This is a genomic window from Nocardia rhizosphaerae (assembly GCF_042650365.1).
Lineage (GTDB): Bacteria > Actinomycetota > Actinomycetes > Mycobacteriales > Mycobacteriaceae > Nocardia > Nocardia rhizosphaerae.
Map to the genome: position 1 here is coordinate 319,677 of NZ_JBHSBA010000005.1, position 13,917 is coordinate 333,593.

The following is a 13,917-nucleotide window of genomic DNA, read 5'->3' on the forward strand; positions in this document are numbered from 1 at the left end:
GGGCGGCGATCGCCCTCACCACGGTGCGGTGCCGTTCCGGTCGGCGAACGTGCCGGTCGGGCCGTCCGGCCCCGTTGTCGCCATGGCGACGACGGCGTCGGTGCCCTCGGTCACGGCCTGGAAACCACTGTGCCCGTTCAGGTCGGTGGCGGTGTAGCCGGGATCGATCGCGTTGACCTGCATCCCGCGCAGTTCCCTCGCATACATCACGGTCAGCATGTTCAGCGCCGCCTTCGTGGTCGGATAGCCGAGGACCGGCGGCAGCTGCTCGGCCCATATCGGGTCGGTGATGGTGGCGATCGAACCCATGCCGCTGGAGACCATCACGATGCGTGGCTGTTCGGCGCGACGAAGCAGCGGCAGGAAGGCGCGAGTCACCCGGATCGGGCCGAATACGTTGGTCTCGAACAGTTTCCGCAGGTCGTCCGGGCAGGTCTCGGAGGTTGCGGCATGCGGACCCAGGATGCCCGCATTGTTGATCAATACGTCCAGTCTGCCCGCGACGGATTTCACCGCGTCCGCGGCCGCGGCTACCGACGCATCGTCGGTGACGTCAAGGCCGAGGAATTCGACGTCGAGTCCTGCCGCGGCGAACTCGGCCACCGCCGCTTCGCCGCGGGTCCGGTCGCGGGCCGCGAGGAACACCCGCTATCCCGCTTCGGCCAGTCTCCGAACCGTTTCCCGGCCGAGACCCTTGTTGGCCCCGGTGACCAGGGCAATCGTTGTCGTCATCACTCCAGCTTCGCGTCGCGGATCGCCCATCTCCAGTGCCACGGTGGCCTAGGACCGGCGATACCACCCCGAGCCGCTGGGCCTGCGGCACCATGGAAGGCGTGGACAGAGCGGAACTGGCGACGGTATTGCGCACCGCGCGCTCCCGTATCACCCCCGCCGACGTCGGCTTGCCGACCGGATCGCGCAGGCAGGTGCCGGGACTACGGCGCGAAGAGGTGGCCGCTCTGGCCGGGGTGAGCGTCGGCTACATCGTGCGGCTGGAGCAGGGGCGCGGGCCGAAGCCGTCCGAGCAGGTGCTCGGCGCACTCACCAGAGCGCTGCGACTCACCGAGGTGGATCGCGATCTCGTCTACCGGCTGGCCGGATCCGAGCCACCGCAGGCGGGCCGGATTCCGATGGTGGTCCGGCCGAGCGTACTGCGACTGCTGGACCGGTTGGCGGATCTGCCGGTGCTGGTGCTGTCCGCCAAATCTGATGTGCTGGCGTGGAATCCGATGGCCGCCGCGCTACTCGGAGACTTCTCCGCGCTCCCACCCGCTCGGCGAAACATCATGTGGCAGCGGTTCCTCGGCACCGGTATGGGCCGGATGGTCATGACCCCGGAGGAGGCCGAGCGCAATGCCGCGGCGTGCGTCGGCTGCCTGCGCGCGGTCAAGGCCACCTACCCCGACGACCGCGACCTGATCCGCCTGCTCACCGAACTCCGCACCGGCAGCACCGAATTCGAGACCCACTGGCAAGCGGGCCGCTCGAGCACCATGCACAGCCTCACCAAGACCATCGCGCACCCCACCCTTGGCACTCTCACCCTGGACTGCGACGCCATGCACGTCCCCGCCACCGACCACACCGTCATCATCTACTCCGCTCCCCCGAACACCCCCACCGCCACCGCCCTCGAACTCCTCCGGGTAACCGGCCTGGAGTCCTTCGACGCCAGGTAGCCGATCCGCGCCGTTTCACCCACGAAATGCGTCGGGTCGAATTCGATGGCTCAAGGGTCCGCCGCCGGGATAGGGTGCCTGCTTCACCTGAGGGAGGACCCATGACGACCGCACGACCCACCACCACTCTCTGGCGCCTCACCGGCCCGGAGGAGCTGGCACTGGTGGCCGAATCCGGGTGGCGGGCATGGCCGCCGCGGCTGCCGGATCAGCCGATCTTCTACCCGGTGCTCAGCGAGGAGTACGCCGTGCTGATCGCCCGCGACTGGAATGTGCCCGCCTCCGGCGCCGGGTACGTCACCCGGTTCGAGGTGCGCGCCGACTTTCTCGACGGGTACCAGGTGCGGCAGGTCGGCGGGCGCGACATTCTCGAATACTGGATTCCCGCAGAGGATCTCGACGAGTTCAACCGCAATGTCGTCGGTCCGATCACGGTGGTGCGCCGGTTTCCCTGGGATGCGCCGCTGCCCTGATCAGCGGGAGCTGGTGTGCTCGCCTACCGCGGCCTCGATGAGCGCGACGGCGGCGCGGGGGTCGTCGGCCCAGAAGGCGACGACGCGGGTGGTGTGTTCGCCCGTAGGTGTGGCGAATGCCCGTGGTTCGATCAGATCTATGCGGACGTTGGTCGAGTCGCCGACGGGTACGACGAGGGTGCCGTCGTCGACGAGCTGTGCGGGCCGCACGCCGTCGTGGGCCCGGAGAACCGGACGGGCGGTGCGGATCTGCGCCAGCGGAAGGTCGAGTTCGGTGCGGCGCAGATAGCGCACGCGAAGCCGGTCGGCCGTCAGTACGTGCGGGTACATGTGGTGGGCGGCGAGCAAGCCGAGCATCCACAGCACTCCCCAGATGCCGAGCGCCAGCGCGGCCAGCCGGACCGGCGTCCACGGGATGAGCAGGTGCACCGCGGGGATCTCCACCGCGCTGACCACGACGAATGCCCAGAGCACCGCCGACATCGCGCCCGCGTAGCGGAGGGGGGTGCCGCCCGCGGTATCGGGTCGACGGGTGACGGCGCGGCCGAGACTCGCCCAGATGTCGATTTCCCAGCGGACGAATCGGCGGGCGAGCCGCAGGATGGGGCGCATATCCGGTCCTCCTTTGCAATACGACTGCATTGTAAAGGCCGCGAGGTCGCCGTGGCAATACGACTGCATTGTGAAAGGATCGGACGCATGCCGAAAAGGGTCGACCACAGTGCTCGCCGGACGGCGATCAGCGACGCGGTGATGCGACTGCTCGCCCGCGACGGACTGGAGGCCATCAGCCTGCGTCACGTCGCCGCCGAAGCCGGGGTGTCCGCGGGCCAGGTGCAGCACTATTTCCCCACCAAGGACGCGATGATGGAGTTCGCCGTCGGCGCTATCGCGAGCCGGATCGAAGCCCGCATCGCCGCCGCGGGTCCCGACCCCGACCTCCCCACCGTCCTCAGCGCCCTGCTGCCCACCGACGCCGAGTCGACCGCCGACTCCCGCACCCTGATCGGCTACCTGGCCTTCGCTTCGGTGCGCCCCCGAGTCGCCGAGACCATCGCCGCCAACGGCCTCGCCTTCCGCGACCACATCGCGACCATGCTCCCAAAGAGCCCCGACCCGACGGCTGCCGCCGATACCCTGCTGGCCCTGCTCGACGGCCTCGCCCTGCACGTCACCCTCGGCCAGCTGTCCGCCGACCGCGCCATAGCCCTGCTCACCGCCGCGATCGACGACCGATCACACCGAGCCACACCATGATTCAGCCGTTCACACCCACCTGGACGTTCGATCACCAGGCTCTAAGGCAAGCAATCGCCGAGTACGATTCTGCCCCATTGCCTGGTGATCGAATGTCCAGAATCATGAACCGCCGGAGAGCGCGGAACCTGGATCACACGCCCACTCGAGCCGCCGCGACCGCGCGCTCGGTGTCGACCATGACCAGTTCGGCGTTGATCTGCGCCCCGGCCATGGCTCCGGCCGCGGCGGCGGCGCCGACCTGGGCCGACGGGTCGGTGGCATTGCCCGCGATCCAGACGCCGGGCACGCTCGTGCGGCCCACCGGGTCAGCGGGGATGTGCTCACCCATGCCGGAGGGATGCGGTTCGGGGGTGAGCCCGAGGTCGCCGAGGAAGGTGGCGCGGGTGTTCATCCTCGGGGCGACCACGAGCGCGTCGATGGCGACCGAGGAGCCGTCGGCGAGGGCGACACCGGCGAGCGTGTTCGTATCGGACAACACCTCGGTCACTTCGCCCTCGATGATCGAGATCCCGCGCGCCACCAGCTTTTCCGCGTCCTCGGGCGACAGCGCGGGCGCGGTGTGGACCAGGAACACGACGTCGTCGCTCAACTGGCTGAACAGCAGCGCCTGGTGCACCGACATCGGGCCGCTCGCCAGGATCCCGATGCGCTGGTCACGCACCTCCCAGCCGTGGCAGTACGGGCAGTGCAGCACGCCGTGGCCCCACTGCTCCCGCAGGCCGGGGATCTCGGGGAGTTCGTCGGCGAGGCCGGTGGTGACGAGGATCCGGCGCGCGGTCACCTCGCGGCCGTCGGCCAGGGTCACCCGGAACTCGGGCGCAGGCGCGTCCGAGGTCGCCGGGCCGTCCGCCACCGGACGGTTGTCCCCACCCTGCGGCACGGTGACCCGATCGGCACCCGCGCCGCCGGCATCGGATTCGCCCCGCTCCGTCGAGCCGATGCGTTCGACCGTGACGACCGTCCCCGGCACCACGTGCCCGCCGTAGGCGCGCACTTCCGCGCGGCCGCGCTCGAGGAGTTCCAGTGGCGGCATCCCTTCGCGGGCCAGCAGGCCGTGCACCCCGTCGGCGGGTGCGTTGCGGGGCGACCCGGCGTCGATCACGGCGACCGAGCGGCGCGAGCGGGCGAGCATCAGCGCGCCGTTCAGCCCGGCCGCACCACCGCCGAGCACCACCACGTCATAGGTTTCGTTCAAGTCCGTCATCTCGTCCTCCTTCGGGTTCCACCCTGCGCCCTCCACGCGATATTGGCAACTATGATTGCCGATATGGCAAAATAAGTGTCATGGACGACCTCGAACAAGCACTCGACGCGGTCGGCCCCCGGCTGCGCGGCCTGCGCAAACAGCGCCAGACCACCCTCGCCGACCTCGCGTCCGAGACCGGCATCTCGGTGAGCACCCTGTCACGCCTTGAGTCCGGCGACCGCAAACCCACCCTGGAACTACTCCTCCCCTTGGCCAAAGCACACGGCGTGACGCTCGACGAACTCGTCGACGCGCCGGAAACCGGCGATCCCCGCATCCACCTGCGCCCGATCATCCGCTTCGGCGTCACCATGCTCCCGCTGACCAAACGCGCGGGCGGCATCCAGGCCTTCAAGATGGTCATCGCCCCCAACGCCCGCGCCACCCCGGAACCGAAGGTGCACGAGGGCTACGAGTGGCTCTATGTCCTCAACGGCCGCCTCCGCCTGATCCTCGGCGACCACGACATCGTCCTCACCCCCGGCGAAGCCGCCGAATTCGACACCCACATCCCCCACTGGTTCGGCACCGCCGACGACCACCCCGTCGAATTCCTCAGCCTCTTCGGCAAACAGGGCGAGCGAGCCCACTTCCGCGCCCGCCCGAAGTCATCGGACTGATCTCATGATCTCGAGCTAGGATCGCCGGAGAAGATCCATGGGGGCGGGCTAGTGTCGTTGCGATACAACATTATTCAATCCTGCCTCCACAGGCCTGCGCTCGGAACGCAACCGCACCGCCACGTCGGCCGACCAGCCACGGAGGCACTGTGAACAACGTCGCGGTCGACACATCCCGGCTCGCCGGATTCAAGCTCGATCTCCAGGACATCGCGGCGAACGTATCGTCGAACGCCACCCGATTCAACACCGCGCTGACCTTGCCGACCGGCACGTCGGGCCTGCTCGGGAACCTCGCGGCGTCACTGGAGAAGTTTCGCAGCGCCCACACGTCGGCGCTGCAAAAGGACTCCCATGGCACCACAGATCCCACCGATGCCCACGCCACCTGAGACGGACGCCGGCGCAGGCGGACACGGCTCACAGCCGATATACAGCCGAGCTGACGATCTCGCGTTCTTCACCGTCGCGCTGCGGGCGCAGGTTGTTGCGGACGCTGCGGGTTTGACTCACGCGGCGTCAGGCATGCGCCACTACCTCTCCAATTCGGGCGACGACTTCACTATCAGCCCGGACGAGGCGATGAACGACGTTCCTGGGCTCAAGAAGTGGGCCGACTATGTCGTCACCGAAGCAGTGACTGCTGTGGCCAACAACCCAGCCAACTACGACAAGGCGGTCGCCTTCACCTCAGAATGGTTGGACTACTATGTCGGCCAGGAAGCGAGCCAGGACTGGTTTCTCGCAATGGGTGGGGTGGAAGTCTCCGCAACCGGAGTGGTGACGACAACCCTGGCTGAGTCAGGAAGCCGTCCCCGAATCTCGATGAGCTACCAGATTCACCTATTCGATCGCTACAACTGGGATGGCGGAAAGGGTGTCACCATCTTGGGCATCGACATATCCGACGAGCGGTTGGGGGCGTTGCACACAGCAGGGTTGGCGCGAGAGTTCAATCAGTACGGCACCTCTGGTACACAGCAGTTCGAGGGTGTTCTGCCTGACGTAGGCCCACTCGACCTGCCCGCGCCCGATCCAGGGCGCAGCGGCTCACGGACGGATCCGGGCCGGTGACGGAAGGCACGTCCCGCATGCGAAAGCGCATCCGACACTTCTTTGCCCTCACCGTGATCGGGCTAGCCTTAGCCGGATGTTCGGGAATCACCGTTCACCATGAACCTCCCGTGTCTTCGGACAGTCCCGAGCTCATCCAAGAAGCCATCGAATTCGGCGACTGGTCCTTGCCCACAGATGGGAAGGTGCTGCTTGTCCGCCGCGAACACCTCGACGACGTCAAATACAACATGGTCGTCGAGACCTCACCGAACGGCTTGACCCACATGCTGGAGCAGTCGAAGTACACCGCGCAATTCAGAAAGTGGTATTCGATTCAACCCGAGTACGAACAGGTTATTGCCGGACCACCGCTGGAAACGTCACCGAACGTACAAAAGGCCCAGGATCTGTTTGTCTCAACGGAGGGCGACTCCATGATCCGCGATGTGCTCGTCGATGAGCGCACCCCCGAACTCCGGATCGTGCACATCGAGTTCCGCGGGCAATAGAACTCAGCCCTGCAAGGCCGCGACCAGCGCAGGGCTGAGCGCGAGGGCGGGCAGCGATTCCACCAGCAGGTCCACCAATTGCTCACGGGTGATGGGCTTTTCGTTCATCCAGGTGAGGATGGTCTCCTCGACGAAGGCGATCCAGCCGCGGATGGCGAGGGTGAGGCGGGCCAGATCGGGGTCCTCGGGTGGGAGGGGGAGCTCGCCGACAATGAGATCGGCGATGGCGGCACGGGTTTCGTTGACATAGTTGGCCAAGTCGGGGGCGACGCTGGCGGGGCCGCGCAGGACCGAGCGGTAGGACGCGGAGTGTTCGGTGGCGTAGTCGACGAAGCGTTCGATGGAGTCGCGCAGCATGTCGAACAGCGACAGCTCGCGGTTGGGGGTGACCGCGGCGAAGAACTCCGCGCTCACATGCCTGGCGATGGCCTCGTGGAACTCCTGCTTGGAGGCGAAGTAGTGGAACAGCAGGCCGCGCGAGATGCCCGCCTGCTTGGCGATGTCGTCGACCGAGATGTCCTCGAGCGAGCGTTCGGCCAGCATCTCGGCACCGAGGGTGATCAGCTGCAGCCTGCGCTCCTCGGGACTGAGCCGCACCCGCTTGGTCTCTCCAGCACTCCTGATACTCACACCGCCATCCTAGCCACTACTGAACGCCGCTCAATAGCTGTTGACTCCGGCTCAATAAGAACGTAGTCTGCATTACATGAGTCGCAAGGTTACAGACAAAGTCGTCGACAACCGCCCCCGCCACGTGCAGACGATCATCGTCGGCAGCGGGTTCGCGGGCCTGGGCATGGCCATCCGGCTGCGGCAGCAGGGGCGCGAGGACTTCCTCGTGCTCGAGCGCGGCAGCGATGTCGGCGGCACCTGGCGGGACAACACCTACCCCGGCGCCGCCTGCGACGTGCCGTCGCACCTGTACTCCTACTCGTTCGCGCTGAACCCGGACTGGTCGCGCTCGTTCTCCAAGCAGGGCGAGATCCAGGCCTACATCCGCAAGGTCGCCGAACAGAACAATGTGCTCGACAAGCACCTGTTCGACTGCGATGTGCTGAGCATGCGCTGGAACGCCGAGACCGCCCGCTGGGACATCACCACCAGCAAGGGTGATTTCACCGCCGAGACCGTGGTCTCCGCGGTCGGCGCGCTGTGTGAACCCTCGCTGCCCGATATCAAGGGCATCAACGATTTCGAAGGCGAGATCTTCCACTCGGCCCGCTGGGACCACGATGTGGAGCTCGCGGGCAAGCGGGTCGCGGTGATCGGCACCGGCGCCTCGGCCATTCAGATCGTGCCCGCCATCGCGGGCAAGGTCGCCCACCTCGACCTGTACCAGCGCACCGCGCCGTGGCTGCTGCCGCGCATGGATCGCCCGTACTTCCTGCCCGAGCGCCTGGCGTTCAAGTACATTCCGGGCGTGCAGCGACTGTCCCGCGCCGCGATCTACGCGGCCCGCGAGACCCAGGTCGTCGGCCTGGCCAAGTACCCGGCGCTGATGAAGATCTTCGAGACCATCTCGCGCGCCAAGCTGCTGGCCGAGGTTCGCGACCCGGTCAAGCGCGCCAAGGTGACCCCGAACTACCGCATCGGCTGCAAGCGCATGCTGATCTCCAACGAGTACTACCCGGCGATCGACCGCGACAATGTCGAAGTGGTCACCGACGGGATCGCCGAGGTGAAGGCGGGCTCGATCGTCACCAAGGACGGCACCGAGCGTGAGATCGACGCGCTGATCGTGGCCACCGGCTTCCACGTCACCGACTCCCCGGCGTTCGAGACCATCACCGGGCGCACCGGGCAGACGCTGTCCGAGCAGTTCGACGAGGTCGGCCAGCGCGGCTACAAGGGCTCGGCCATCGAGAACTTCCCGAACATGTTCTTCCTGCTCGGCCCGAACGTGGGCCTCGGCCACACCTCGATGGTGTACATGATCGAATCGCAGATCAACTACGTCGCCGACGCGCTGGCCACCATCGACAAGAAGAAGCTGAAGACTGTCGAGGTCAGCCCCGAAGCGGTGCGCGTATACAACGCCGAACTGCAGGACAAGATGGCCGACAGTGTCTGGATGAACGGCGGCTGCGCCAGCTGGTATCTGGACAAGCACGGCAACAACACCACGCTGTGGCCCGACTTCACCTTCCAATTCCGTAGGCTGACCAAGAATTTCGACGTCGCGGCCTACAACACGACTACCACGACCGACTCCGACACCAAACTGAAAGCGGTGGCTGCACAGTGAGCAAGGACGCTTACTTCACGAACAAGGTCTGCGTGATCACCGGCGCCGGCTCCGGCATCGGGCGCGCGCTGGCCGAGAACCTGGCCCGGCGCGGCGCCAAGCTGGCGCTGTCCGATATCGACGCCGAGGGCCTGGCCGAGACCGTGCGCATCGTCGAGGGGCTCGGCGCGCAGGTCAAGTCCGACCGGCTCAATGTGGCCGAGCGCGAGGCCTTCCTGCTCTACGCCGACTCGGTGAAGGCGCACTTCGGTGTGGTGCACCAGGTCTACAACAACGCGGGCATCGCCTACCACGGCGACGTGGTGAAGACCGACTTCAAAGACATCGAACGCATCATGGATGTCGATTTCTGGGGTGTCGTCAACGGCACCAAGGCGTTCCTGCCGATGCTGATCGAGTCCGGCGACGGACACGTGGTGAATGTGTCGAGCCTGTTCGGTCTGGTCACCGTGCCCGGCCAGGCGGCCTACAACTCGGCCAAGTTCGCGGTGCGCGGCTTCACCGAGGCGCTGTACCAGGAGATGAAGATCTCGAAGACGCCGGTCAAGGTGACCTGCGTGCACCCCGGCGGCATCAAGACCGCGGTGGCCCGCAACGCCACCTACGCCGCCGGCATCGACGGCGCCAACACCGCCTCGCTGTTCGACAAGTACCTGGCGATCCACAGCCCGGAGATGGCTGCCCAGACCATCACCGAGGGTGTGCGCAAGGGGCATTCGCGGGTGCTCATCGGCTGGGAGGCCAAGATGCTCGACGTGAGCGTGCGTTTCCTGGCCTCGGGCTACAACCGGATCTCGGCCGTGGTCAACGGCCGGTTCATGCCGCACTGAGCCGACGCGGGTAACCCCATGCGCGAGTTCACGATTCCGCTGCCGATCGCCCGCGCGCTGCTCGACCCGCTGTTCCGGGTCGCGTTGCACGCGCGGATGCCGGTGACGGTACAACGCACGCTGCTGGACGTGGCCTCCCTGGCGCAGCTGCTGCCCGACGGTTCGATCGTGCAGCACCTGCAGCTGGGCGGCCGCCCGGCCGAGCGGATCATGGCCGAGACAGCCATCCCCGGGTCGCGGACCGGGGCGGTTCCGCCGGAGCGCGCCGCGGGCGCGGTGCTGTACCTGCACGGCGGCGGGTATGTGATCGGTTCGCTCACCACGCACCGGTCGCTGGTGGCCCGGCTGGCCAGGGAGAGTTCCTGCGCGGTGTACTCGCTGGACTACCGGCTGGCTCCCGAACACCCGTTCCCCGCCGGCCTCGACGATGCCGAGGCGGCGTTCCTCGACCTGGTGCACAACGTGGGCTACCGACCGGAGCAGATCAGTCTGGCCGGCGATTCCGCGGGTGGCGGGCTGGCACTGGCACTGGCCCAGCGGCTCATCTCCCGGCACGGAATGACTCCGGCCGCGCTCGGCCTCATCGCGCCCTGGGTCGATCCGACCCAGGCGCCCGACAAGGCGCGCGACCTGGTGATCAACCGGGCGTGGTCGCGGGCCTGCGCCGCCCGATATCTCGGCGACGCCGCCGCGACCGAACCCGGGTACGCCCCGCTGCACGGGAAACTGATCGGCCTGCCTCCCACCTATGTCCAGGTGGATGTGAGCGAACTGTTACACGATCAGTGCACCCGGCTCGTCGCGGCGTTGCGCGGCGCGGGCGTGCATGTCCGGTTCACCGAAACGCGCGGATTATGGCATGTCGCGCAACTACAAGCAGCGCTGGTCACCGAGGCCGCGCTGGCACTCAGCGAACTCGCGGAGTTCCTGCGAGAAGCGATTCAGCCGGTATCGATCGACGATTTACGATAAGTCCTGGTGAGGGCCAATTCGGGCGGCGATATCGCAACCCGGCCGAACGTGTCGTAGATTACTGGCGAGTAGAACCCACTGGAAGGGCACTGATGCGAGAGTTCGAAGTTCCGGCTTCCTACACCATCCCGGACGATGCGAACAATTCCGACAACGTCTTCCGCTTCGGCGAGGAGTCACCGAACGCGGTGTTGTTCAACGTCCCGAACGGCAGCGGCGGCTGGAGCGACGTCACGGCGAAGGAGTTCGCCACCGCCGTCACCGGCGTCGCCAAGGGTCTGATCGCGTCCGGTATCGGACTCGGCGACCGCGTGGCGATCATGGCGGCGACCCGATACGAGTGGACGCTGCTCGACTTCGCGATCTGGGCCGCCGGCGGCGTCACGGTCGCGATCTACGACAGCTCGGCGGCCGAGCAGGCCAAGTGGATCCTGCAGGATTCCGAGACCAAGCTGCTGGTCGTCGAGAACGACAAGCACCGCGCCACGATCGACGAGATCGAAACCGGTTCGCTGCCCGCGCTGGCCGAGACCCTGCAGATCGACAAGGACGCGATCGGCGAGCTCACCAAGCGTGGCGCCGAGCTGGACGACGCGGTCGTGCACGAGCGGCGCAAGCAGGTCGGCGCGGCCTCGCCCGCGACCCTGATCTACACCTCGGGCACCACCGGCAAGCCCAAGGGCGTGCAGCTGACCCACGCGAACCTGTACGCGGAGTCGCGTTCGGGCGGCATCGAGCTGTCCGCGTTCGTCTCCGAGGGGCAGAAGACCCTGCTGTTCCTGCCGCTGGCGCACGTGTTCGCCCGCGCGGTGGCGCTGATCGCCTTCGACTCGAAGGTGACCATCCGCCACTCCTCGGACTGGACCACCCTGGTCGAGCAGTTCGGCGAGTTCAAGCCGGACTTCATCCTGTCGGTGCCGCGCGTGTTCGAGAAGGTCTACAACTCGGCCAAGCAGAAGGCGCACGACGGCGGCAAGGGCAAGATCTTCGACGCCGCCGCCGAGACCGCCATCGCCTACAGCGAGGCGCTCGAGAAGGGCAGCCCCGACCTGCTGCTCAAGCTCAAGCACTTCGTCTTCGACAAGCTGGTCTACAGCAAGCTGCGGGCGGCGCTGGGCGGTCAGTGCCTGGCCGCGGTGTCCGGCGGCGGCCCGCTGGGCGCGCGTCTTGGCCACTTCTTCCGTGGCGTCGGCGTCACCATCTACGAGGGCTACGGTCTGACCGAGTCCACCGCCGCGTTCAGCGTGAACACCCCCCAGCACATCCGGGTGGGTTCGGTGGGTCGCCCGATCCAGGGCCACGCCGCCAAGATCGCCGAGGACGGCGAGCTGCTGCTCAAGGGTTCGGTCGTGTTCGGCGGCTACTGGCAGAACGAGGAGGCCACGGCCGAGTCCTTCGACGACGGCTGGTTCAAGACCGGTGACCTCGGTGCCATCGACGCCGACGGCTTCATCACCATCACCGGCCGCAAGAAGGAAATCCTGGTCACCGCGGGCGGCAAGAACGTCTCCCCCGCCGTGCTCGAGGACTCCCTGCGCGCGCACCCGCTGATCAGCCAGGTCATGGTGGTCGGTGACGGGCAGCCGTTCATCGGCGCGCTGATCACCCTCGACCCGGAGGCCCTGCCGGGCTGGAAGGACCGCAACGGCGTCGCCGCCGACACCGCGATCGAGACCCTGATCGAGAACACCGCGCTGGTCGCCGAGATCGAGGCCGCGGTCGCCGAGACCAACAAGAAGGTCTCCAAGGCCGAGGCGATCAAGAAGATCCGCATCCTCCCGGTCGACTGGACCCAGGAGGGCGGCGAGCTCACCCCGAAGATGTCGCTCAAGCGCGCCGTCGTCATGAAGCAGTACGCGTCCGAGGTGGACAAGATCTACAGCTGATCCGTCCGCAGTTCTCCGCCAAGGCCGGTTGCGCTCGTCGCGACCGGCCTTCCGGCTGTTCGGGGCCGGATCTCGGATTGCTTGCCGGGCAGGGGATTCCGATCCCGGATAGGGTCAGCGGGTTCGAGGTGGTGTTCGACGAAGGGGACTCTCGACGATGATGAACAGTGGTAAAGCCCTGCAGTGGGCCGAGTTCGAGCTCATGCGGCTCATCAGCAACGCGCTGACCGGACCGGTCCGGTTCCCCCACCCGTTCCGCCCCAGCCTGCGTGACCGGGTTGCGGGCAAGACCGTGCTGATCACCGGCGCCTCCAGCGGGATCGGGCGCGGGCTGGCGATGCGGCTGGCCGAAGCGGGGGCGATCACCGTCGTCACCGCGCGCCGCACAGCGGAATTGGATCAGCTGGTCGCCGAGATCCGCAGTAGTGGCGGAACCGCGTTCGCCATCACGTCGGACCTGTCGACCGAGGAGGGTGTCGAGCGGCTCGCCGACGACATGCTCGTCGAGTTCGGGGCACCGGACATCCTGGTCAACAACGCGGGCCGCTCGATCCGACGGCCGCTGGCGAAATCCACCCAGCGACTCCACGATTTCGAACGCACCATGCGGATCAACTACTTCGGCGCGGTCGGCCTGATCCTGCGACTACTACCCGACATGCGTGAGAAGGACGGCGCGCAGGTCATCGCCAGCTCGTCGCTCGCCACGCTGACCTATCCGCCGCAATTCGCCGCCTATATCGGTTCGAAGGCCGCCCTGGACGCGGTCATGCGCATCGCGGCCATCGAAACACTGTCCGACGGAGTTGTTTTCACCCGAGTGCACCTGCCCTTGATCGACACCGACATGGTCGCGCCGGAGGGCTTGCACGTGTACGCCAAGCTGCCCGTCGACGCCGCGGTCGACATGATGGTCGATGCCATCATCCGCCGCCCCGACCACGTCGAGGACCTGCTCGGCCTCGCGGGCGCCTGGCTGAATCTGCTCATTCCCGGGGTGGTCAAGCACGCGCTGCACGGCGTGCACCACAGAATGCCGCGTGGAACGGCATCGGCGCGGGCGCCGCGATCGCCGCAGTCCGCGCTCCCGCAGCAGCAACCGATCGACTGATCCGAATCGGTGGGGCAGGTCGCGAATCCG

Annotated in this window: 16 protein-coding genes; 12 read left to right on the forward strand and 4 right to left on the reverse strand. The window is 67.0% G+C overall.

From position 1 onward, the window contains the following. Positions 1-15: 15 nt before the first annotated feature. Positions 16-645: an SDR family NAD(P)-dependent oxidoreductase gene (locus ACFOW8_RS11150; protein ID WP_378549621.1), complete on the reverse strand. Its 630-nt coding sequence runs from the start codon at positions 643-645 to the stop codon at positions 16-18. A 188-nt stretch (positions 646-833) separates the two neighbouring features. On the opposite strand from ACFOW8_RS11150, the gene ACFOW8_RS11155 reads away from it, so the two are divergent. Both ACFOW8_RS11155 and ACFOW8_RS11160 read left to right on the forward strand, forming a co-directional pair. Next, a complete protein-coding gene (locus tag ACFOW8_RS11155) occupies positions 834-1,679 on the forward strand; it encodes a helix-turn-helix transcriptional regulator (RefSeq protein WP_378549624.1) in 846 nt (281 codons plus the stop codon). A 101-nt stretch (positions 1,680-1,780) separates the two neighbouring features. Further along, a complete protein-coding gene (locus tag ACFOW8_RS11160) occupies positions 1,781-2,152 on the forward strand; it encodes an ADP-ribosylation/crystallin J1 (RefSeq protein ID WP_378549627.1) in 372 nt (123 codons plus the stop codon). Here the strand turns inward: ACFOW8_RS11160 and ACFOW8_RS11165 are convergent, their stop codons facing one another. Continuing rightward, positions 2,153-2,764, reverse strand: a complete 612-nt coding sequence (locus ACFOW8_RS11165; protein ID WP_378549630.1) for a hypothetical protein — start codon at positions 2,762-2,764, stop codon at positions 2,153-2,155. A gap of 87 nt (positions 2,765-2,851) precedes the next feature. Here ACFOW8_RS11165 and ACFOW8_RS11170 point away from each other — a divergent pair, with 87 nt between their 5' ends. Further along, complete coding sequence (locus tag ACFOW8_RS11170; RefSeq protein ID WP_378549633.1) at positions 2,852-3,409, forward strand: TetR/AcrR family transcriptional regulator; 558 nt, start codon at positions 2,852-2,854, stop codon at positions 3,407-3,409. A gap of 133 nt (positions 3,410-3,542) precedes the next feature. On the opposite strand, the gene ACFOW8_RS11175 is transcribed toward ACFOW8_RS11170, so the two are convergent. Beyond that, a complete protein-coding gene (locus ACFOW8_RS11175; RefSeq protein ID WP_378549636.1) occupies positions 3,543-4,616 on the reverse strand; it encodes an NAD(P)/FAD-dependent oxidoreductase in 1,074 nt (357 codons plus the stop codon). Between the two features lie 80 nt (positions 4,617-4,696). Here ACFOW8_RS11175 and ACFOW8_RS11180 point away from each other — a divergent pair, with 80 nt between their 5' ends. From ACFOW8_RS11180 to ACFOW8_RS11195, 4 genes are all read left to right on the forward strand, one after another. After that, the gene (locus ACFOW8_RS11180) at positions 4,697-5,278 is read left to right on the forward strand and encodes a helix-turn-helix domain-containing protein (protein ID WP_378549639.1); all 582 of its coding nucleotides are present in this window, start codon (positions 4,697-4,699) and stop codon (positions 5,276-5,278) included. A gap of 149 nt (positions 5,279-5,427) precedes the next feature. Then, positions 5,428-5,670, forward strand: a complete 243-nt coding sequence (locus ACFOW8_RS11185) for a hypothetical protein (protein WP_378549641.1) — start codon at positions 5,428-5,430, stop codon at positions 5,668-5,670. Next, positions 5,633-6,352, forward strand: coding sequence for a hypothetical protein (locus ACFOW8_RS11190; RefSeq protein ID WP_378549644.1), 720 nt, complete (start codon positions 5,633-5,635; stop codon positions 6,350-6,352). Before ACFOW8_RS11185 ends, ACFOW8_RS11190 begins: the two co-directional genes overlap by 38 nt. Continuing rightward, positions 6,349-6,843 (forward strand): hypothetical protein, encoded by a 495-nt coding sequence (locus tag ACFOW8_RS11195; RefSeq protein ID WP_378549647.1) that lies wholly within the window; start codon positions 6,349-6,351, stop codon positions 6,841-6,843. Before ACFOW8_RS11190 ends, ACFOW8_RS11195 begins: the two co-directional genes overlap by 4 nt. Before the next feature lie 3 nt (positions 6,844-6,846). On the opposite strand, the gene ACFOW8_RS11200 is transcribed toward ACFOW8_RS11195, so the two are convergent. Beyond that, on the reverse strand, positions 6,847-7,473 hold the full coding sequence (locus tag ACFOW8_RS11200; RefSeq protein ID WP_378549650.1) for a TetR/AcrR family transcriptional regulator: 627 nt from the start codon (positions 7,471-7,473) through the stop codon (positions 6,847-6,849). Positions 7,474-7,549: 76 nt separating this feature from the next. On the opposite strand from ACFOW8_RS11200, the gene ACFOW8_RS11205 reads away from it, so the two are divergent. The 5 genes from ACFOW8_RS11205 (at position 7,550) to ACFOW8_RS11225 (ending at position 13,887) form a co-directional block, all read left to right on the forward strand. Further along, entirely contained in the window at positions 7,550-9,088 is a 1,539-nt protein-coding gene (locus ACFOW8_RS11205; protein WP_378549653.1) for a flavin-containing monooxygenase, read from the forward strand. Next, on the forward strand, positions 9,085-9,918 hold the full coding sequence (locus ACFOW8_RS11210) for an SDR family NAD(P)-dependent oxidoreductase (RefSeq protein ID WP_378549656.1): 834 nt from the start codon (positions 9,085-9,087) through the stop codon (positions 9,916-9,918). The genes ACFOW8_RS11205 and ACFOW8_RS11210 overlap by 4 nt, the downstream gene beginning before the upstream one ends. Positions 9,919-9,936: 18 nt before the next feature. Beyond that, positions 9,937-10,890, forward strand: a complete 954-nt coding sequence (locus ACFOW8_RS11215; RefSeq protein ID WP_378549659.1) for an alpha/beta hydrolase — start codon at positions 9,937-9,939, stop codon at positions 10,888-10,890. A 92-nt stretch (positions 10,891-10,982) separates the two neighbouring features. After that, the gene (locus ACFOW8_RS11220; RefSeq protein WP_378549662.1) at positions 10,983-12,776 is read left to right on the forward strand and encodes an AMP-dependent synthetase/ligase; all 1,794 of its coding nucleotides are present in this window, start codon (positions 10,983-10,985) and stop codon (positions 12,774-12,776) included. Positions 12,777-12,936: 160 nt separating this feature from the next. Continuing rightward, positions 12,937-13,887 (forward strand): SDR family NAD(P)-dependent oxidoreductase, encoded by a 951-nt coding sequence (locus ACFOW8_RS11225; RefSeq protein WP_378549665.1) that lies wholly within the window; start codon positions 12,937-12,939, stop codon positions 13,885-13,887. Positions 13,888-13,917 lie beyond the last annotated feature (30 nt).

Coding starts and splice junctions, on each gene's coding strand:
- ACFOW8_RS11160 (WP_378549627.1), top strand. CDS start 1,781: ATGACGACCGCACGACCCACCACCACTCTCTGGCGCCTCACCGGCCCG.
- ACFOW8_RS11165 (WP_378549630.1), bottom strand. CDS start 2,764: ATGCGCCCCATCCTGCGGCTCGCCCGCCGATTCGTCCGCTGGGAAATC.
- ACFOW8_RS11170 (WP_378549633.1), top strand. CDS start 2,852: ATGCCGAAAAGGGTCGACCACAGTGCTCGCCGGACGGCGATCAGCGAC.
- ACFOW8_RS11175 (WP_378549636.1), bottom strand. CDS start 4,616: ATGACGGACTTGAACGAAACCTATGACGTGGTGGTGCTCGGCGGTGGT.
- ACFOW8_RS11180 (WP_378549639.1), top strand. CDS start 4,697: ATGGACGACCTCGAACAAGCACTCGACGCGGTCGGCCCCCGGCTGCGC.
- ACFOW8_RS11190 (WP_378549644.1), top strand. CDS start 5,633: ATGGCACCACAGATCCCACCGATGCCCACGCCACCTGAGACGGACGCC.
- ACFOW8_RS11205 (WP_378549653.1), top strand. CDS start 7,550: ATGAGTCGCAAGGTTACAGACAAAGTCGTCGACAACCGCCCCCGCCAC.
- ACFOW8_RS11215 (WP_378549659.1), top strand. CDS start 9,937: ATGCGCGAGTTCACGATTCCGCTGCCGATCGCCCGCGCGCTGCTCGAC.
- ACFOW8_RS11220 (WP_378549662.1), top strand. CDS start 10,983: ATGCGAGAGTTCGAAGTTCCGGCTTCCTACACCATCCCGGACGATGCG.
- ACFOW8_RS11225 (WP_378549665.1), top strand. CDS start 12,937: ATGAACAGTGGTAAAGCCCTGCAGTGGGCCGAGTTCGAGCTCATGCGG.